A 17,485-nucleotide genomic window follows, 5' to 3' on the forward strand; every position below is an offset into this window, starting at 1 on the left:
ATGGCACTGCCCCAGGTGGTGGATCGGGCCGAGTGGCTGGCGGCGCGTCGCGCGCTGTTGGCGCGGGAGAAGGAGCACACCCGCCAGGGCGACGCGCTGAACGCGGACCGGCGCCGGCTGCCGATGGTACGGGTGGAGAAGGACTACGTCTTCGAGGGGCCGTCGGGCCGGGTCGGGCTCGGTGCGCTGTTCGCCGGGCGCCGTCAGCTGGTCGTACGGCACGTGATGTTCGGTCCCGACTGGTCGGCGCCGTGTCCGGCCTGTTCGGCCGACATCCGCCAGCTGACCGGCGCGCTGTTCGACGATCTCGCCGCCCGGCAGACGACCTACGTGCTGGTTTCCCGCGCCCCGTACGAGAAGATCGCGTCGGCCCGGCGGGAGCGCGGCTGGGACGTGCCGTGGTTCTCGGCGTTCGGTAGCGACTTCAACTACGACCTCCAGGTGTCCATGGATGCCGCCCGCCCGCAGCCGGAGTACAACTACCGGCGCGAGCCGGAGCTGTTGGAGCCGGCGCCGGACCGCTCCGTCGAGCTGGCCGGGGTCAGCTGCTTCCTGCGTGCCGGCGACGACGTCTTCCACACCTACTCCACCTACGCGCGCGGGATGGACCACCTGGGCGGCACCTACCCGCTCCTCGACCTGACCGCGCTCGGCCGGCAGGAGGACTGGGAGCTGCCGCGGGACCGCAACGAGACGGTCACCGCGTGGGACCCGGAAACGTACTGGACGGTGCCCGCTGCCGACCGGAAGCCGATCGGCTGAACCCCGCGGCGCCGGTCAGTCGATGCGGTACTGCCAGCCGTGCGGCTGCCAGGTGAAGTCGGCGGCGACGAGCTCGCGGACGGTGCGGCCGGTGCTGGCGTGTTCCAACCCCCGGTAGGTCGCGAGGTGCCCGATCACGAGGACGCGCCGGTCGGACCACCGGGTCGGCAGATCGGCCAGAAACCGCACCACCCGGTCGATCGCCTGGGCGTGGCTCTCCCCGCCGGGATAGGGGCGGTCGCAGTGGTCGAGCCGGTCGGCCTTGACCTCGGCGGCCGGCGTGCCGTTGCGGGTACCGAAGTCGCACTCGCGCAGCCGCCAGTCGGCCAGGATCGGGATGTCGCTGTCGCCGAAGGCGATCCGCGCCGTGTCCGCTGCGCGACGCAGGTCGGAGGTGAACACCGCGGCGATGCCGTCGTCGCGCCGGCGCCGGCCCAGGTCGGCGGCGTTGCTGCGGCCGCGGTCGGACAGCCGTCCGGGCAGCCAGCCGGTGGCGATGCCCCGCTCGTTGTCCTCGGTCAACGCATGGGTCTCGAACACGATCTCGATGGGCATCAACCGAGGATATAAAGGAACTGTTATTAACAGTAAAGACTCTTTCCATAATTTTGTACGGCTTCCTGCCCCGCCGCACGGCTCGGTGGCGGCGCCGACCCGCGCGACCACCTCGCCTCACACTTTTCCGCCGTGCCTCGTCGTAGTACCGAGTCGGGCTGATCGGCACCGACGCGCAGCAGAGAGGACCACGTCATGGCCACCCAGTTGACGGCAGCGCGGCACGGCACCAGCACGTTCGTCCGGGTCTCCGTCGCGCTGCAGACCGCGGCGATCTTCTTCCAGGCGATCACCGCCGGGATCATGCTGGGCACGCACCACGGCGAGGTGCTGCACAGCGTCAACGCCCGGGTGATGTTCGGGGCGTCCATGCTGTACGTGCTGGCCGCGGTGCTCGGCTGGAAGCCGGGCGGCGGCTCGCCCCGCCCCATCTGGTACTCGGTGGGCTTCCTGGTGCTCGCCGGCCTCCAGGTGGTTCTGGGCATCAACCATGTGATGGAGGCGCACGTACCGCTGGGCATCCTGATGTTCGGCATGAGCATGGTGCTGCTGGCCCAGCAACTGTCCCGACCGCGCCGCTGAGCGCCCGGCACGCTACCGTGCTCCCGCTGATCCACCTGCGCTGCAACGACCCCGGCGCCGCAACGACACCGGCGCCGCAAGGTCACCGGCAGCGCAACGACACCGGTGCCGCGAGGTCACCGGTGCCGCAACGGCACCGACGGCGCGGGGACGTCGAGGGGAGCGGGTCCGATGGCCGAGGCGCGGCCGATGGCCGAGGTGGCGCGCACGATCGCGGCGACGGTGCTGAGCCGCGATCCGGGCCCGATGTCGGCCGTACCGAGCCTGTCCCACCACGTGTTCGCCGGCTCGGACGTGGTCGTGAAGGTCATCGAGGGCGGTCGCCATCGCCGGCTGGACCGGGAGGTCGGGCTGGTCGAGCGGCTTCCCACGGGGCTGACCGCGCCGCTGCTGGCCAGCGGCACCGAGCGGCTCGGTACCAGCGAGTTCCGGTACGCCTGCTACGCGCGGGTCGTCGGGACGGCGCCGGGCATGGGCCTGCCCGGGGTGACCGCGACCGCCGCGCGGTCGCTGGCCGAACAGGCGGTCGAACGGCTGCTGGTCCTGCACGCCTGGCAGCCGCCCGGGGTGGCCGACCGGATCCTGCGGGAACCGTTGGCGCACGATGGATTCGTCGACCGGGCGGGGTTGCTTGCCGCGGTCGGGGAGCTGGGGTCGGACGGCCGGCTGGCCCCGCCGGTACTGGACGGGTTGGCGGCGATCGCGGCGCAGGCGCCACCGCGGGCGCGCACCGGCGTACCCGTCCATGCGGACTGCCACTGGGACAACTGGCTCGCCCGGGACGGGCAGGTACTGGCGTTGCTCGACTTCGAGTGGGCCCGTTGGGGCGAGCCGCTCGACGACTGGTTCTTCCTGGCCGCGTTCAGCGGCCCGCACCTGCGTACGGTTCTCGACGTCGTCGCCGCCGCGACCGGTCTGACGCCGGACGAGCTGGCGGCCGGCTGCGAACTGCGGGAGGCCGCACACCTGGTGTCCGAACTCCGTACCGGCAACCCGCCGCCGCACCGGCTCCGCGAGCTCGACGCGCTCACCGTCGGCCGGCGCTGGTGGCGCTGAGCGCTGGTGGCGCTGAGCGCTGAGGCGCTGATGCGTTGATCAAGGGATCCGGGCAGGACAGGCCCGGACGATGTGGCCCGATCCCTTGATCAACGCCTTCGGGGCGCTTGTCCGGTACGGCGGGTGAGAAACCTCGGTCGGTTTCGGCGTGTCGCGTTGCCGTTCCGGACTTCGGTGTCATTGCGCTGGCACGCCCCGTCTATTCTGGTGGCGAGCAGGCGGCCGGAGCCGGGCCGAGGCCGATCCGTGATCGTCCTGCAGCCCACCCGCCCGTCGGGACCTGGTAGTTCATGAGGGACGTACCGGGTGGGGAGGCATGATGCGTGTGCGTCGGGTCGTGTGGGTCGGGTGGTTGGCCGTTGCCGTGCTGGCGGTGGCCGGGTGTACGTCGTCGGGTGGTCCACAGGTCCACGCGAAGCCGTCGCACTCACCCGCACCCGCCGCCGTGATCAGTACCAGCCTGACCGCGACGTCGGACGTCAGTCCGGCCGGGCTGGTGCAGGTGAAGGTGGCTGACGGCGCGCTGAAGTCGGTGACGCTGCGCAGCGCCAAGGGCGCCGACGTCGCCGGTGCGGTGGCCAAGGGCGGCGCGTCCTGGCAGGCCACCGGCAAGCTCAAGTACGACACGAAGTACACGCTGTCGGCCGTGGCGACCAACGCCGACGGCAAGAAGGTGCAGACGAGCAAGTCCTTCCGCACCGTCAAACCGTCCAACTTCACGCTGCCCTACCTGCAGCGGACCGGTGGGTACGCGTTGCAGAACGGCGCGACCTACGGCGTCGGCATCGTGCCGGTGGTGCACTTCGACGAGCCGATCGCCGACAAGGCGGCCGCGGAGAAGTCGCTCGTGGTGACGACGAGCCCGCACGTCGACGGTTCGTGGTACTGGGTGGACGACCAGAACGTGCACTGGCGGCCGGAGAGCTACTACGCGTCCGGCACGAAGGTGACCGTCGACGCCAAGGTCTACGGCGTTCGCGTCGGCAAGGGGCTGTACGGGCAGGCCGACCGCAAGGCCAGCTTCACCATCGGCGACAAGCGGGTGGCGATCGCCGACGACAAGACGCACCACGTGAAGGTCTACGAGAACGACAAGCTGGTCCGCGACATGCCCACCTCGATGGGCCAGGGCGGGTACGTGAAGGGCAAGAACGGCTCGATCTCGCTCTGGACGATGTCGGGCACCTACACCGTGCTGGACCACGGGAACCCGGTGACGATGTCGTCGGACAGCTACGGCCTGCCGGCCGACTCGCCGTACGGGTACGCCGCCGAGTCGGTCTACTACGCGACGAAGATCAGCACCGACGGCATCTACCTGCACGAGCTGGACACCACGGTGTGGGCGCAGGGCCATCAGGACGTGTCGCACGGCTGCCTGAACCTGAACCGCAAGAACGCGGTCTGGTACTACAACCACTCGCGGATCGGCGACGTGGTCCAGGTCGTGCACACCACCGGCCCGAAGATCGAGCTGTGGCAGAACGGCGACTGGTCGGTGCCGTGGTCGACCTGGCAGAAGCACAGCGCGCTGCACTGACCGGCGCCGCGGGTCCGCGCCGGGGGCATCGCCCGACGCGGACCGCGCGGCTCAGGCCGGGTCGGCGCGCACCGCGGTGGCGGCGAGCGTCACGTAGTCCATGGTGAAGCCGCCGCCGACCGTGTCGATGGCGGCGCCGACCGCGGCCAGGATCTCGGCCCGCTGCCCGGGTTGCAGCGGAGCGATGCCGCCGGTGGTCGGCAGCAGCGCGAGCCACTCGTCCCGGGTGTAGTCGCGCTGCCAGTCGAAGCGCCACTGCTCGACGTCACCGAACTCGCCCGACTCCCGCAGCGTGCCGGCGATCTTCGCGTACCCGGCCTGGTAGACCTCGATCGGGCGGCGCCCGGAACCCTGGGCGAACGGAGAGTCGGGCACGACCCGGCGGTACGCCTCGGCGAACGGCCCGGCGATCTCGGCGGGCGGCTCGAACACGTGCCCGAACAGCGCGAACCGGCCGCCGGGGCGCAACACCTCGGCCGCCTTGCGCAGTCCTTCGACCGGCTCGACCCAGTGCCAGGACTGGGCGGCGATCAGCAGGTCGAAGCTGCGGCCGCGGGGCTGCCAGTCCTCGAACGTCGCCACCTCGACCGGCAGGCCGTGCGCCCGGGCATGCTCGGCCATCCGGGCATCCGGCTCGACGCCGAGCACAGTGCCGCCGGCGGCCTGGAACTGGCGCCCGGCGATGCCGGTGCCGCAGCCGATGTCGAGCACCGCCGGTGTCGTGCGGTCGCCGATGATGCGCGCCACGAGCTCGGCCGGGTATTCGGGTCGGGCCCGGTCGTAGCCGGCCGGATCGGTGCCGAACGACTCGGCCATCCGGCGGGCCCGGTGCAGCTCCGGCGGCGGTGGTGTGGCTTTCTCTGGAGGTAGAATGGGCATGCGCCCACATTAATGGGCAAGCGCCCACTAGCGCAATCCGGGACACCTGCCGGTGGGGGCGCGCACCGAAGGAGCGGTACGAGAGGATCGGTGGATGCCAACCGGGGTGCACCTGCAGGACGCCCGGCAGCAGCTGTTCGACGCCGCGGAGCGGGTGCTGCTGCGGGCCGGGGCGAACGGGCTGACCAGCCGCGCCGTGACCGACGAGGCCGGCTGTGCCAAGGGGGTGCTGCACCGGTACTTCGCCGACTTCGACACGTTCCTCACCGCGCTCGTGCTCGACCGGGCGGCGGCACAGCTGGCACCGCGCGCCGCCGAGTTGCGGCAGGCCGCCGGTACCGGCGCGGTCGTCGACAACCTCACCACCGCGCTGACCGCGCTGTTCGGGCCGATCTGGGTGGCGCTCATCCCGCTCATCACGTTCCGGGACGAGCTGCGCGCCCGGCTGCGGGCCGCCCGGCCCGGCGGCGGGACCGCGATCCTGGGCGAGGTCACCGGTGCGGTCGGCGACTACCTGACGGCCGAGCGCGAACTCGGTCGGCTCGCCGCCGACGCCGACATCGCGTCGCTGACCCTCTCGCTGGTCGGCGGCGGACACCTGCTGTTCGCCGAACCCGGCCAGCCGGCGCCCGACGCCGTCGCGCGGTTCGTCACCTCGGTCCTCGCCGACGTGCTTCGCCGCCGCCCCCGCTGACCTCGCACACCGCAGTGCGCGGCGCCGCCCCGGCGGCCTCGCATGCCGCGTGCGCCGCCGTCCTCGCATGCCGCGTGCGCCGCCCGTCCCCGCTGGCCTCGCATGCTGCATCGTGCGGCGCGGCCCCCGCGACCGCCCAGACCGCAGCGTCCGCCGCCCCTGCTGGCTTCACCCGCCTGCGGCGGCATCGAAGGTCCACAGTGGATGGTGGTCAGATTGCTTGCCGGGCAGGGAAACCCGGTCCGCGACGTCGGCGCTGCAGGGTCGGCCAGGCGACGTCGTCGACGGCCAGGAACGGCTCCTCGGCGAGCGTCGCCGGGGTGACGCCGGTACACGACACCACCTCGCGGTGCAGGTGCGACTGGTCGGCGTAGCCAGCGTCCGCGGCGACCCGGGCCGGATCCCGCCCCGTCGCCAGGTGGTACGCGGCGTGGTCGAACCGGATCAGCGTCGCGGCACGCTTCGGCGGCAGGCCGAGCTGCGCGGCGAACCGGGACCACAGCCGCTTGCGGCTCCAGCCGACCTCGGCTGCCAGGGGGTCGATCCGGACCAGCCCGCGACCGGCGACGAGCCGGCGCCAGGCCCACGCCACCTCCGGGTCCGGGTACGAACCGGGCCGGCGCCGGCGCGCGAGCGCCTCCTCGACCAGCGCGAACCGGTCCGGCCACGAGGCCGCCGCGGCCAGCCGCTCGCGCAGCCGGGCGGCGTCGGCGCCCCAGAGGTCGTCCAGCGGTACGCCGATGCCGCTCAGGTCGCCGGCGGCCACGCCGAGGATCGAGCGGGCCAGTACCGGCGAGAGCCGTACCTGGACGCAGGTGACGTCCGCGCCGCGGGCCAGCGCGCCGCCGAGGCCGAACCCGGGCCCGGCGACCAGGCTGCCGCGCCGCTCCCGGCCGGCCGCGTCGGCCACGATCGGCTGGCCGGCGCCGAACTCCACCACCACCGTCACCGCGGGATGCGGGACGAGCCGTACCGGCGCGGCGAGATCCAGGACGTCGAACCCGGCCATGATCACGCCGGGCAGCCGACCGGGCCGGCCGGGGCTCACCACGTCCCACCCAGCCGTCACGTCGCGCCCGCGCCCGCCGGCCCGCATCAGCCCATGCTAGGCCGCGTCTCCCCGCATCGGCCGGCATCCGAGTCGACCGTCACTCCGGGCCGCCCCGGCCCCCGGCCCGCGGCCCTCGGCCTCCGGCCCGCGGCCCTCGGCCTCCGGCCCGCGGCTCCCGGCCTCCGGCCCGCGGCTCCCGGCCTCCGGCCTCCGGCCTCCGGCCCGCGGCCCGCGGCCCGCAACAGCTTGCGTCCGGTGCCGACCTGTGGCCCCAACCGGCCCGCATCCGGTGCCGGCCCGTGGCCCCGGCCAGCCCGGACACCGGTGTCGGCCTGGCCCCAGCCGGCCCGCTCCGGTGTCCGCCCGTACTCGGGGTGCCGTCGCGGGTGGTGGGAACATTCGTTCAATCCGTGCGGGCGACGGTGGGGCACCGTGGGGGCATGACGACGGAAGAGACCACGCTGTCGCGGGACGACGGCGACATCTTCGTACGGCAGGACGGCCCGCGGGACGCGCCGGTACTGCTGCTCATCCATGGCACCGCCGCGTCCGGCCGTACCTGGGACGCGCTGGTACCGCTGCTGACCGGTACCCACCGGGTCATCCGGGTCGACCTGCTCGGCTGCGGCCGGTCGGCCAAGCCGGTCGACGGCGACTACCGGACCCCGGCCCAGGCCGGCCGGGTCGCCGCGGTACTGGACCGGCTCGGTGTCGGGCGCGCCGTGGTGGTCGGCCACTCCAGCGGCGGCATCACCGCGACCGCGCTCGCCGAGCAGCGGCCCGACGTGGTGGCGGGGCTGGTACTGGTGGACACCGGGCCGAGCATGGCCGCCTTCACCGCGCCGGAGACCGCGGCGATCGGGCCGGCGCAGTGGCCGCCGACCGACGACCAGATCCGCCAGTTCGCGGCGACCGGCTTCGCCCGGCCGGACTTCGAGCTGCCGGCCGACATCCTGGCCGAGATGCGCGAGACGCCGTTCGAGGTGTTCGCCGCGCTGATGCAGGATCCCCGCTGGTACCTGGAGGAGAAGACGCTGCCGGACCGGCTCGCGGCGCTCGGCACGCCGCTGCTGGTGCTGTTCGGCGAGCAGGACCGCCGCTGGCGCCCGTCGTCGGCGAACGACTACCTCGTGGTACCGGGCGCCCGGGTGGAGATGCTGCCCGACGTGGGGCACACCCCGATCATCGAGGACCCCGCCCGCACCGCGGAACTGGTGCTGGACTTCGCCGCGAGCCACCCCGCGCCGCGGCTCACTCCCGGCTGAACGGGAGCTTGTCGGTGAGCCAGGCGAGGAACTCCGTCGGGTTGCGGCTCTGGATCCACAGTGGACCGGGGCCGGTGAAGTCGAACACGAACCCCTCGCCCGACTTCAGCGTCTGCACCAGCCCGCGGGTGACGGTACGGGTGGTGTAGGTCAGGCCGTCGCCGAAGGCGACGACGTGCCCGGAGTCGACGACGACCCGCTCCCCGGGCCCGAGTTCGATCCGGTCGAGCGCACCGTAGCAGGTGGCGAGGACCTGCCCGGTGCCCTCGGCCCGGATCAGGAAGCCGCCCTCGCTGCCGGCGAGGTTCTTGAACCCGCCCCACTTGGTGTCGATCTCGACGCCGTCGGACGAGCACAGCCAGCCGCCCCGGGTCAGGTTCACCGCGCCGACGACATCGATGGTGGTGACGTCGCCTGGCAGGTTGCCGGCCAGGTCGATCCAGCCGCCGCCGGGGCCGGCCGTGAACCGGGTGACGAACAGCGACTCGCCGCCGAGCACGCTGCGCCGCAGCCCCTTCAGCAGGCCGCCGCCGGTCTTCGCCTCGATGGCCACGTCCGGGGACATCGCCATCATGGCGCCGGATTCGGCTCGTACGCTCTCGCCGGCGGCCAGGGTCACCCGGGCGACGGCGAACGACGGATCGTGGCGGACATCGACCTGCATGCGTGGTCCCGGATGCGGCTCGGCGAACGGCGGACGACGTGCCGCCGGCGTCGATCGTCCACGCTGCACCGTGCGGTCACGGTAGCCACGCTAGCAACGGGTGCCGGGCCGGACGGCCGGATCGCCGAAACGGCAGCCGGTTCCGCTGCCTGATCGATCGGAAGGGCCTGACGGCCGGGAACGGCCCGGCGATCGGAAACGGCGATCGGAAACGGCCGGGCGATCGGAAACGGCCGGAGGCTGGGGAACGGCCGGGTGGCAGGGAACCGCGGGGCAGTCGAGCACGGCCGGGCGGTCAGGTACGGGTGGGCTCCCGCTCCGGTTGCCGGGCCGCGCGGTTCGCCGCTACGTGTCGCTGATCCACAGCTGCTGCACGCTGCTCGCGCCCCAGGTCGGCGGACAGCCGCGGCAGCGCCAGGAACAATGCGGTCAGATCCATCGCGACGAACGTCGTCGGCAGCATCGGTACCGGCAGGCTCAGCCCGACCGGTCGACTCGCATGGTGCGAAACCTCCTCGTTCGGGGGCTCTCGACGGGTGGCCGAGGCGGCGGCGCGATTCTTGACACGGGTACCGGCGAGAAATTCGTGGAAAGGTTCGGCGGGGATGTCAAGACGGGGGCGGCGGCTCCGACCTACCCTCGAACGCCCCGGCGCAGGGGCGCCGACCGAGGAGTACGACATGCAGTTCCTGATCTCGATGCACATCAACCCGGCCGTACTGGACGCGCTGACCGACGAGGAGAAGGAGGCGATCGGGACCGGGCACGCCGCGCTGTTGTCCGCGGTGAAGGAGTCCGGTGAGCTGATCACCACGCAGGCGCTGGTCGATCCGTCGCAGGCGGCGGTGGTCAAGGTTCGCAACGGGCAGCCGGTGGTGACCGACGGCCCCTTCCTGGAGGCGAAGGAGTTCCTGGGCGGCTTCTACCTGGTCGACTGCGAGAACAAGGAACGCGCGATCGAGCTGGCGGCGATGGTCCCGGACGCCGCGATCGAGGGGCTCGGGGTCGAGGTGCGCCAGGTGATGTTCGCCGACGGGCCACTGGAAGCATGACGACGCCGGTCGGGGACCTGCTGCGGACGCTGACGCCGCAGGTCCTCGGCACGCTGCTGCGCCGGTACGGGCGGTTCGACGGCTGCGAGGACGCGGTGCAGGAGGCGGTGCTCGCGGCCGCCGCGCAGTGGCCGGCCGCGGGGGTACCGGACAACCCGCGTGGCTGGTTGGTGACGGTGGCCTCGCGGCGGCTGATCGATCAGGTACGCAGCGACCACGCGCGCCGGCAACGCGAGGCGACGATCGCCGCCGAGCCGGCGCCGGACGACGTGCCGGACGCCGACGACACGCTGGTGTTGCTGTTCCTGTGCTGCCATCCGACGCTGACGCCGGCCTCGCAGACGGCGCTGACGCTGCGCGCGGTGGGCGGCCTGACCACGGCGGAGATCGCCCGCGCGTTCCTGGTGCCGGAGGCGACGATGGCGGCCCGGATCAGCCGGGCCAAGCAGCGGATCCGGACCGCGGGCAGCTCGTTCCGGCTGCCCGCGGACGCCGAGCTGGCCGAGCGGCTGCGGGTGGTGCTGCACGTGCTCTACCTGATCTTCAACGAGGGGTACACCGCCTCGTCCGGGTCCGACCTGGACCGGGCCGACCTGGCGTACGAGGCGATCCGGCTGACCCGGCTGGTGCACGCGCAGCTGCCGGACGACGACGAGGTGACCGGGCTGCTCGCGCTGATGCTGCTCACCCATGCCCGGCGCGCGGCGCGGACCACCGCCGCCGGCGACCTGGTACCGCTGGCCGAGCAGGACCGGTCGCGCTGGGACCGCGAGCTGGTCGAGGAGGGTACGGAGCTGGTCAAGGCGGCGCTGGCCGGGCCGGCGCTCGGCCCGTACCAGTTGCAGGCGGCGATCGCGGCGACGCACGCGGATGCGGCCACCGCCGCGCAGACCGACTGGCGGCAGGTGGCGGCGCTGTACCTGATCCTGAGCCGGATCGCGCCGAACCCGATGGTCACGCTGAACCGGGCGATCGCGGTCGCCGAGGTGGACGGTCCCGCCGCCGGCCTGGCGCTGCTGTCCATGCTGGAGGACGATGACCGGATGGCCGGGCATCACCGGTTGCTGTCGGTGCGGGCACATCTGCTGGAGCGCAGCGGTGACCGGGCCGGCGCGTACGACCACTACCGGCGGGCGGCGCGGGCCACCGCGAGCCTGGCCGAGCAGCGCTATCTGGAGTCGCGCGCGAGCCGGCTGCGACGGTATGCCGCGCCCGGAGCCGGGTGACGGCGACGGAACCGCTCGGGTGGCCGCGGCCCCGCATGCTATCTTCCTGAAATCATTCATCGTATGAACGATTCGAGATGAGAACGATGAAGCTCGGACCCCACCTGCACCGCCTCGGCAACGATCTCGTGGCGTGCTACCTCGTCGACACCGACGAGGGCATCACACTCGTCGACGCGGGCCTGCCCGGCCACTGGCACGACCTGCAGCGCGAACTCCAGTCGCTGGGCAAGTCGGTCGGCGACATCCGCGGACTCGTCCTCACCCACGGCGACTCCGACCACATCGGCTTCGCCGAACGGCTGCGCAGCGACCACGGCGTCCCGGTGTTCGTGCACGCCGCCGACGCCGTCCGGGCCCGTACCGGAAAGAAGCCCAAGGTCGCGACCGGCCCGATGCGGCTCGGCCCGACGCTCGGCTTCTTCGCCTACTCCCTCCGCAAGAACGGCCTGCGCGCCCGCTACGTCGGCGAGGTCACCGAGATCGCCGACGGCGACGTGCTGGACCTGCCCGGCAGCCCGGTCGTCGTGGGCATGCCGGGGCACTCGCCCGGCAGCGTGGCGGTGCACGTCCCGGTCGCCGACGCGGTCTTCGTCGGGGACGCCCTGACCACCCGGCACGTCCTGACCGGGCGGCGCGGCCCGCAGCCGGCGCCGTTCACCGACGACCCGGCCGAGGCGCTCGCCTCGCTCGACCGGATCGCCGGGCTGTCCGCCTCCTGGGTACTCCCGGGCCACGGCACCCCCTGGCACGCCTCGCCGGCCGAGGTCGCCGCGGCGGTACGGTCCGGGTCGGCCGGCTGACCGCCCGGACCGCGCGGTCAGTGGTTGAGGTAGGCCAGGACGGCACGGACCCGGCGGTGGCTGTCCGCGTCCGGCGGCAGGTCGAGCTTGGCCAGGATGTTCGTGATGTGCTTCTCCACCGACACCGCGGCGAGCGACAGCGCGGCGCAGATCGCCGAGTTCGACAGCCCCTCCGCGACCAGCGCCAACACCTCCCGCTCCCGTACGGTCAGGGCCGCCACGCCGCGGTCCCGGGTGTTGCGCGCGAACAGCTGCCGCACCACCTCCGGGTCCATCGCGGTACCGCCGGCGGCGACCCGGTCGATCGCGTCGAGGAAGTCGTCCAGCGAGGTGACCCGGTCCTTCAGCAGGTAGCCGACCGCGCCGTCGCCGTCGGCGAGCAGGTCGACGGCGTAGCTGCGCTCGACGTACTGGGACAGGATCAGCACCGGGGCGCCCGGGTGCTCGGCCCGGATCGCCAGCGCCGCGCGGAGCCCCTCGTCCCGGAACCCCGGCGGCAGCCGGACGTCCACGATGGACAGATCGGGCCGGTGTTCGGCCACCGCGCGCTCTAGGTCGGGGGCGTTGTCGACGGCGGCGAGCACCTCGTGCCCGGTGTCGGTGAGGATCCGGATCAGCCCGTCCCGCAACAGCAGCAGGTCTTCGGCGATCACGATGCGCATGGGAACTCCGCGGACACGACGGTCGGCCCCCCGGCCGGACTCTGCACCGAGAGTATGCCGTCCAGCGCCTCCACCCGGCGGCGCAGCCCGTCCAGCCCGGCGCCGGCCGGGTCGGCGCCGCCGCGCCCGTCGTCGCGTACCTGCACGGTGAGCCCGCCGCCCGCGGTACCGGCCAGGGTCACCTCACACCGCTGCGCGCCGGCGTGCTTCGCCGCGTTCGTCAGCGCCTCGGACACCACGAAGTACGCGGCCGCCTCCACCGCCGGCGGTACCGACGTGTCGTCGGGTACCCGCAGGTCGACCGGCAGCGGGCTGTCGGCGATGAGCGCGCCGAGTGCCGCGGACAGTCCACGGTCGGTGAGGATCGGCGGGTGCGCGCCGCGTACCAGGTGGCGCAGCTCGGCGAGGGCGCCGTCCAGCTGCCGCCGGGCGAGTTCCACGTCGGCCCGGACCGGGTCGTCGGGCCGGCCGCGCAGCTTGCGGTCGGCCAGCGCCAGGGTCATGCCGGCGGCCACGATGCGGGCCTGGGCGCCGTCGTGCAGGTCGCGCTCGATCCGGCGCAGCTCGGCGGCCTGCGCGTCGACCACCCGCGCCCGGGTGGTGGCGAGCCGGGCGGCCAGCGCGGTCAGCTGCTGCCGGTCGTCGGGCCGCAACAGCAGCCGGGCGAGGCCGGCCTGGCCGCGGGCCAGGGTGAGTACCCAGCGGGCGGCGAGCGGCGCGAGCGCCAGCCCGAGCACCGCCGCCGCGGCCCGGCCCGGCCAGGTGCCGACGATCGGGGCGACCAGCTCCGGCGCGTTGGGGTTCGGTACCGCCCACAGCCAGGCCGGCGCGGTCGCCAGGCCGACCGCCAGCAGGGTCGGCACGAGCGCCAGCAGCATGCTCGGCAGCGCCAGCGGGAACAGCGTCGCGAGCCAGCCGGCGTCGCGCCGGGTCGCCGGCTCCCGGAACACCGCGGCGGCCCGGACCCGGACCGGGCCGGCCACGGTGGGCTGGTAGGGCACCGCGACGGGGCGCCCCGAGTACCAGCCGAGCCGCCAGCGCTCGAACCGGGCCAGCGACCGGCTGACGACCGTGGCGCCGAGCAGCGCGCGCGGCGCCAGCTGGGTGGGCGCCAGCAGGAGCAGCAGGATCGACGAGACGAGCGTCCAGGCGAGCGCGAGGATCGCCACGGGCGCGCCGAGCGCCAGGTAGCCCAATGCCCGTCCGGTCCGACCGATCACGCCACCCAGCCTACGAACGCCGCGTGCCGCCGCCCGCCGCGCCCACCCGGCACCACCGGCCCGACCGGCCGGAATGCGGCCGGGCCGGGCCGGTCGGCGCGGCGGGTTCCCGCCGCCGGGAGGGCGCGGTGGGTTCCCGCGGCTGGCAGGGCGCGGTGGGTTCACGCGGCCGGTAGGGCGCGGCGGCGGACCAGCAGCCGGGTGGGGACGATGCCGGCCAGCAGGCCGAGCAGGCCGGTGCCGCCGATCACCGCGGCGTACCCGGCCGGGTCGACGACCAGGTGCCACCGCCCGTCCTGGGCCAGCCCGTACGCGCCGACGACCGCCGCGGTCACCAGGCAGCCGAGCAGCAGCCCGAGGCACACCGCGATGAGCGTCTCGCGTACCGCCAGGGTGTGTACCTGCCGGGCGGTCGCGCCGGCGAGCCGCAGGTCGGCGAACTCGCGCCGCCGCCCGAGCGCGGCGATCGCGAACGTGTTCGCCACCGAGATGGCGATGAACCCGAGCAGGATCACGGTGAGCGCGTCGAACGCGGCCTGCTGCGTCTCGATCCCGCGTACCGCGACGGTGCGCTGCGCGCCGGTGACCGTCAGCTGCGGGTACCGGTGCCGTACGGTCGCCGCGAGCCCGGCGCCGCCCCGCAGGTACAGCGCGCCGACCAGGCCGCGCGGGTCGTGCGCCGCGACCAGCTTCGCCGGCAGCACGACCTCGCCGAACCCGGCGACCCGCTGGTACACGGCGTCGATGCGCAGCGATGCGGTGCTCGCGTCCGGCAGCCAGATGCTGACCTGGTCGCCGACGTGCCAGCCCTGCCCGGCGGCGAGGTCGGCGCCGACCGCCATGCCGCTGCCGAGCCGGCCGGCGGTGACGCCGAGGTCCAGCGCCGGTGCGCCGGCCGCATAGAGCCCCTGCGCGGAGTGGTGTTCCGGCTTGCCGTGCTCGTTGGTCATGATGGTGCTGGGCAGGGTGGCCGCGACGCCGGTCGCGCCCGGCAGCCGGCCCAGCCGTTCCGCGACCGCCACCGGTACGCCGCTGCCGGCGCGCGGCGCGAGCTGCCAGTCCGCGGCGGACGACCGCTGCGCCTGCTGGTGCTCGGCCACCTGGCCGGTCAGCGTGCTGGTACCCAGCAGCGTCACGGTGATCGCCACCATCAGCGCGAGCGGCAGGGCGACCGCGGCGACCCGGCGCGCCTGGGTACGGGTGGTGGCGGCGGCGAGCCGCCCGGTGGCGCCGCCGCGGCCGAACACCGCGCCGAGCACGCCGCCCAGCAGCCGGGCGAGCAGCGGTCCGGCGGCCGCCACCGCGCACATCAGCAGCGCGGCGGCGACGAAACTCATCCCGATGCCCATGTTCGACCGCAGCGGCACGAACGCCAGCACCGCGGCGGCGCCGGCGGCGCTCACCGTCGCGACGACGCCCCGGAACGCGGTGCCGCCGGTCGGCGCGGTGACCGTCTCGCGCAGCGCCTCGGTCGGCGCGATCGTGGTGGCCCGGCGTGCCGCGAGAGCACCCGACAGCACGCTGATCGCGACCCCGGCGACGACCGCGGCGAGCAGCACGCCGGCGTTGGTCCGTACCGGGAACTGGGCCGGGACCACGCCGGCGTCCCGGAACCGCTGGGCGACGACGTCGGCGGCGAGCGCACCGCCGACCGCTCCCGGTATCCCGGCGAGCAGCCCGACCAGCGCGGTCTCGATGCCGAGTAGCCGGCGCAGCTGGGCCGGGGTGGCGCCGACGGTGCGCAGCAGCGCGAGCTCCCGCAGCCGCCGCCGGGCCACCAGTGAGATCGCGCCGACCAGGACGAACACCGCGGTGAAGCCGGTGACGCCGAGCATGATGCCGAACACCGAGACGGCGCCGACGTAGCTGGTGGTGGCGCCGGGCAGGTCGGCCGCGATCCGCTCGTCGCCGGTGAACACCGACAACCCGTCCGGTACCCGGTGGTCCAGCCGCCGGGCGAGCGTGCCGGCGGACACGCCCGGCGCGGCGAGCACGGCGACCGCCGTCGGCCCGGCGAGCCCGGACAGCGTCGCCACCGCGCCGTCGGCGACGAACACCGCGCCCTGGTTGGCCAGCGCGTCGGTGCCGGCCGGTGCCGCGATCCCGGTGACCCGCAGCCGGTGCGTACCGGTCTTCGTCGCCACCGTGACCCGGTCGCCCGGCCGCGCCCCGAACGACGCGTCCAGCACCGCGCCGCCGCGCGCCGGCGCCGTCCCGGCCCGCAGCCGGTACGGGGTGAGCGCCGCCGACGACCACCCGTGCGCGACGACCGCCGAGCCGTGCGGCCCGCGTACCGGGCGGCCGGCGACGGTCAGGTCGACCGGGAACGCGGTGTCGGCAACCGTACGGGCCACCCCGGCGGTGCCGGCCAGCCGCCGGGCCAGGCCGGCCGGCAGTACCGCGGCGCCGGTCAGCGGCTTGGTCTTCGACTTGACCTTCGTCTTGTCCTTCTTGTGCGTCACGGTGCGCAGCGTCACCGACCGCTGCTTCGCCACCACGGCGGTCGCCGCGGCGAACCGGTCCGGCCCGGGGCCGGCGGTCAGCGCCGAGAACATCAGCAGCCCGCTGACGGTCAGCAGCCCCACGGTGAGCAGCACCGCCAGCAGCGACCCGACGAACCCGCCGAGCCGGTGGCGCACCGAGGCGATCGCGAGTGTCCTCACCGGACACCCGCCGCGGTGGCGGTGAGCCGGGTCATCCGGGCGGTCACCTGCTCGACGTCGGGGGCGGCGAGTTCGCCGGCGAGCCGGCCGTCGGCGAGGAACACCACCCGGTCGGCCCAGGCGGCGGCGGCCGGGTCGTGCGTGACCATCACGACCGCCGCGCCAAACTCGTCGACCGACTGGCGCAGCAGCGCCAGCACCTCCCGGCCGGTACCGAGGTCGAGGGCGCCGGTCGGCTCGTCGCCGAAGATGACGTCGGGGCGGGCGGCGAGCGCGCGGGCCAGGGCGACCCGCTGCTGCTGGCCGCCGGACAGCTGGACCGGCCGGTGGTGCTCGCGGCCGACGAGCCCGACCCGGCTCAGCACCTCCCGGGCCCAGCGCCGGTCCGGCCGCCTGCCGGCGAGCCGCTGCGGCAGCATTACGTTCTGCCACACGGTGAGCGAGTCGATCAGGTTGAACGACTGGAAGACGAACCCGACGTGCGCCCGCCGGATCTTCGTCAGCCTCGGTTCCCGCACCGTGGCGATGTCGTTCCCGGCGAGCCGCACCCGCCCGGTGGTGGGCCGGTCCAGGCCGGCGGCGCAGTGCAGCAGGGTCGACTTCCCGGACCCGGACGGCCCCATCACCGCGGTGAACGTACCGGCGCCGAACGAGACGGTCACGTCCCGCAGCGCCTGCACCGCGGTTCCTCCGGGGTAGGTGCGGGACACCCCGGCCAGCTCCACCACGTCGGTGGTTCGTGTCGTTGCCTTGACCATGTTCCCAGCCTCGCCGGGCGGCGCCGCCGGCAACACATGGCGACCGTGGAACC

Annotated in this window: 18 protein-coding genes; 9 read left to right on the forward strand and 9 right to left on the reverse strand. The window is 74.1% G+C overall.

Annotated elements, in window-relative coordinates:
• Nucleotides 1–762, forward strand: a complete 762-nt coding sequence (locus Asera_RS07265) for a DUF899 domain-containing protein (RefSeq protein WP_051802567.1) — start codon at nucleotides 1–3, stop codon at nucleotides 760–762.
• A gap of 15 nt (nucleotides 763–777) precedes the next feature.
• Here Asera_RS07265 and Asera_RS07270 read toward each other — a convergent pair whose 3' ends face one another.
• Nucleotides 778–1,317: a histidine phosphatase family protein gene (locus Asera_RS07270; protein ID WP_030447645.1), complete on the reverse strand. Its 540-nt coding sequence runs from the start codon at nucleotides 1,315–1,317 to the stop codon at nucleotides 778–780.
• A gap of 195 nt (nucleotides 1,318–1,512) precedes the next feature.
• Between Asera_RS07270 and Asera_RS07275 the strand changes: the two genes are divergently transcribed.
• The 3 genes from Asera_RS07275 (at nucleotide 1,513) to Asera_RS07285 (ending at nucleotide 4,495) form a co-directional block, all read left to right on the forward strand.
• Nucleotides 1,513–1,899 carry a hypothetical protein gene (locus tag Asera_RS07275; RefSeq protein WP_030447646.1) on the forward strand — a complete coding sequence of 129 codons (387 nt, stop codon included), beginning with the start codon at nucleotides 1,513–1,515 and terminating at the stop codon, nucleotides 1,897–1,899.
• Between the two features lie 171 nt (nucleotides 1,900–2,070).
• Nucleotides 2,071–2,955 carry a phosphotransferase family protein gene (locus Asera_RS07280; RefSeq protein WP_030447647.1) on the forward strand — a complete coding sequence of 295 codons (885 nt, stop codon included), beginning with the start codon at nucleotides 2,071–2,073 and terminating at the stop codon, nucleotides 2,953–2,955.
• A gap of 445 nt (nucleotides 2,956–3,400) precedes the next feature.
• The gene (locus Asera_RS07285; RefSeq protein ID WP_211255661.1) at nucleotides 3,401–4,495 is read left to right on the forward strand and encodes a L,D-transpeptidase; all 1,095 of its coding nucleotides are present in this window, start codon (nucleotides 3,401–3,403) and stop codon (nucleotides 4,493–4,495) included.
• Between the two features lie 51 nt (nucleotides 4,496–4,546).
• Here Asera_RS07285 and Asera_RS07290 read toward each other — a convergent pair whose 3' ends face one another.
• Nucleotides 4,547–5,374 (reverse strand): class I SAM-dependent methyltransferase, encoded by an 828-nt coding sequence (locus Asera_RS07290; RefSeq protein WP_030447649.1) that lies wholly within the window; start codon nucleotides 5,372–5,374, stop codon nucleotides 4,547–4,549.
• Between the two features lie 94 nt (nucleotides 5,375–5,468).
• On the opposite strand from Asera_RS07290, the gene Asera_RS07295 reads away from it, so the two are divergent.
• Entirely contained in the window at nucleotides 5,469–6,068 is a 600-nt protein-coding gene (locus Asera_RS07295) for a TetR family transcriptional regulator (protein ID WP_030447650.1), read from the forward strand.
• A 211-nt stretch (nucleotides 6,069–6,279) separates the two neighbouring features.
• Here the strand turns inward: Asera_RS07295 and Asera_RS07300 are convergent, their stop codons facing one another.
• Nucleotides 6,280–7,164 carry a helix-turn-helix domain-containing protein gene (locus Asera_RS07300; protein WP_030447651.1) on the reverse strand — a complete coding sequence of 295 codons (885 nt, stop codon included), beginning with the start codon at nucleotides 7,162–7,164 and terminating at the stop codon, nucleotides 6,280–6,282.
• Nucleotides 7,165–7,559: 395 nt separating this feature from the next.
• Between Asera_RS07300 and Asera_RS07305 the strand changes: the two genes are divergently transcribed.
• A complete protein-coding gene (locus tag Asera_RS07305; protein ID WP_030447652.1) occupies nucleotides 7,560–8,384 on the forward strand; it encodes an alpha/beta fold hydrolase in 825 nt (274 codons plus the stop codon).
• On the opposite strand, the gene Asera_RS07310 is transcribed toward Asera_RS07305, so the two are convergent.
• Nucleotides 8,371–9,048: a TIGR00266 family protein gene (locus Asera_RS07310; protein ID WP_030447653.1), complete on the reverse strand. Its 678-nt coding sequence runs from the start codon at nucleotides 9,046–9,048 to the stop codon at nucleotides 8,371–8,373. The two genes, Asera_RS07305 and Asera_RS07310, sit on opposite strands and share 14 nt — an antisense overlap.
• Nucleotides 9,049–9,343: 295 nt before the next feature.
• The gene (locus Asera_RS07315) at nucleotides 9,344–9,487 is read right to left on the reverse strand and encodes a hypothetical protein (RefSeq protein ID WP_212804842.1); all 144 of its coding nucleotides are present in this window, start codon (nucleotides 9,485–9,487) and stop codon (nucleotides 9,344–9,346) included.
• A gap of 241 nt (nucleotides 9,488–9,728) precedes the next feature.
• On the opposite strand from Asera_RS07315, the gene Asera_RS07320 reads away from it, so the two are divergent.
• From Asera_RS07320 to Asera_RS07330, 3 genes are all read left to right on the forward strand, one after another.
• The gene (locus Asera_RS07320) at nucleotides 9,729–10,100 is read left to right on the forward strand and encodes a YciI family protein (protein ID WP_030447654.1); all 372 of its coding nucleotides are present in this window, start codon (nucleotides 9,729–9,731) and stop codon (nucleotides 10,098–10,100) included.
• Complete coding sequence (locus Asera_RS07325; RefSeq protein ID WP_030447655.1) at nucleotides 10,097–11,326, forward strand: RNA polymerase sigma factor; 1,230 nt, start codon at nucleotides 10,097–10,099, stop codon at nucleotides 11,324–11,326. The genes Asera_RS07320 and Asera_RS07325 overlap by 4 nt, the downstream gene beginning before the upstream one ends.
• An 86-nt stretch (nucleotides 11,327–11,412) precedes the next feature.
• Nucleotides 11,413–12,129 carry an MBL fold metallo-hydrolase gene (locus tag Asera_RS07330; protein ID WP_030447656.1) on the forward strand — a complete coding sequence of 239 codons (717 nt, stop codon included), beginning with the start codon at nucleotides 11,413–11,415 and terminating at the stop codon, nucleotides 12,127–12,129.
• 17 nt (nucleotides 12,130–12,146) lie between these two features.
• On the opposite strand, the gene Asera_RS07335 is transcribed toward Asera_RS07330, so the two are convergent.
• The 4 genes from Asera_RS07335 to Asera_RS07350 all read right to left on the reverse strand — a co-directional run bounded on the left by Asera_RS07335 (nucleotide 12,147) and on the right by Asera_RS07350 (nucleotide 17,432).
• Entirely contained in the window at nucleotides 12,147–12,791 is a 645-nt protein-coding gene (locus Asera_RS07335) for a response regulator transcription factor (protein WP_030447657.1), read from the reverse strand.
• A complete protein-coding gene (locus tag Asera_RS07340; protein WP_030447658.1) occupies nucleotides 12,779–14,011 on the reverse strand; it encodes a sensor histidine kinase in 1,233 nt (410 codons plus the stop codon). Before Asera_RS07340 ends, Asera_RS07335 begins: the two co-directional genes overlap by 13 nt.
• 161 nt (nucleotides 14,012–14,172) lie before the next feature.
• Nucleotides 14,173–16,674: an ABC transporter permease gene (locus tag Asera_RS07345; RefSeq protein ID WP_030447659.1), complete on the reverse strand. Its 2,502-nt coding sequence runs from the start codon at nucleotides 16,672–16,674 to the stop codon at nucleotides 14,173–14,175.
• Complete coding sequence (locus Asera_RS07350; protein WP_030447660.1) at nucleotides 16,671–17,432, reverse strand: ABC transporter ATP-binding protein; 762 nt, start codon at nucleotides 17,430–17,432, stop codon at nucleotides 16,671–16,673. Before Asera_RS07350 ends, Asera_RS07345 begins: the two co-directional genes overlap by 4 nt.
• Nucleotides 17,433–17,485 lie beyond the last annotated feature (53 nt).

The organism is Actinocatenispora sera, assembly GCF_018324685.1.
GTDB classification, from domain to species: Bacteria; Actinomycetota; Actinomycetes; order Mycobacteriales; family Micromonosporaceae; genus Actinocatenispora; species Actinocatenispora sera.

Coding starts and splice junctions, on each gene's coding strand:
- Asera_RS07310 (WP_030447653.1), bottom strand. CDS start 9,048: ATGCAGGTCGATGTCCGCCACGATCCGTCGTTCGCCGTCGCCCGGGTG.
- Asera_RS07330 (WP_030447656.1), top strand. CDS start 11,413: ATGAAGCTCGGACCCCACCTGCACCGCCTCGGCAACGATCTCGTGGCG.
- Asera_RS07290 (WP_030447649.1), bottom strand. CDS start 5,374: ATGCCCATTCTACCTCCAGAGAAAGCCACACCACCGCCGCCGGAGCTG.
- Asera_RS07275 (WP_030447646.1), top strand. CDS start 1,513: ATGGCCACCCAGTTGACGGCAGCGCGGCACGGCACCAGCACGTTCGTC.
- Asera_RS07295 (WP_030447650.1), top strand. CDS start 5,469: ATGCCAACCGGGGTGCACCTGCAGGACGCCCGGCAGCAGCTGTTCGAC.
- Asera_RS07315 (WP_212804842.1), bottom strand. CDS start 9,487: ATGGATCTGACCGCATTGTTCCTGGCGCTGCCGCGGCTGTCCGCCGAC.
- Asera_RS07335 (WP_030447657.1), bottom strand. CDS start 12,791: ATGCGCATCGTGATCGCCGAAGACCTGCTGCTGTTGCGGGACGGGCTG.
- Asera_RS07265 (WP_051802567.1), top strand. CDS start 1: ATGGCACTGCCCCAGGTGGTGGATCGGGCCGAGTGGCTGGCGGCGCGT.
- Asera_RS07305 (WP_030447652.1), top strand. CDS start 7,560: ATGACGACGGAAGAGACCACGCTGTCGCGGGACGACGGCGACATCTTC.
- Asera_RS07325 (WP_030447655.1), top strand. CDS start 10,097: ATGACGACGCCGGTCGGGGACCTGCTGCGGACGCTGACGCCGCAGGTC.
- Asera_RS07270 (WP_030447645.1), bottom strand. CDS start 1,317: ATGCCCATCGAGATCGTGTTCGAGACCCATGCGTTGACCGAGGACAAC.
- Asera_RS07350 (WP_030447660.1), bottom strand. CDS start 17,432: ATGGTCAAGGCAACGACACGAACCACCGACGTGGTGGAGCTGGCCGGG.
- Asera_RS07280 (WP_030447647.1), top strand. CDS start 2,071: ATGGCCGAGGCGCGGCCGATGGCCGAGGTGGCGCGCACGATCGCGGCG.
- Asera_RS07320 (WP_030447654.1), top strand. CDS start 9,729: ATGCAGTTCCTGATCTCGATGCACATCAACCCGGCCGTACTGGACGCG.
- Asera_RS07300 (WP_030447651.1), bottom strand. CDS start 7,164: ATGCGGGCCGGCGGGCGCGGGCGCGACGTGACGGCTGGGTGGGACGTG.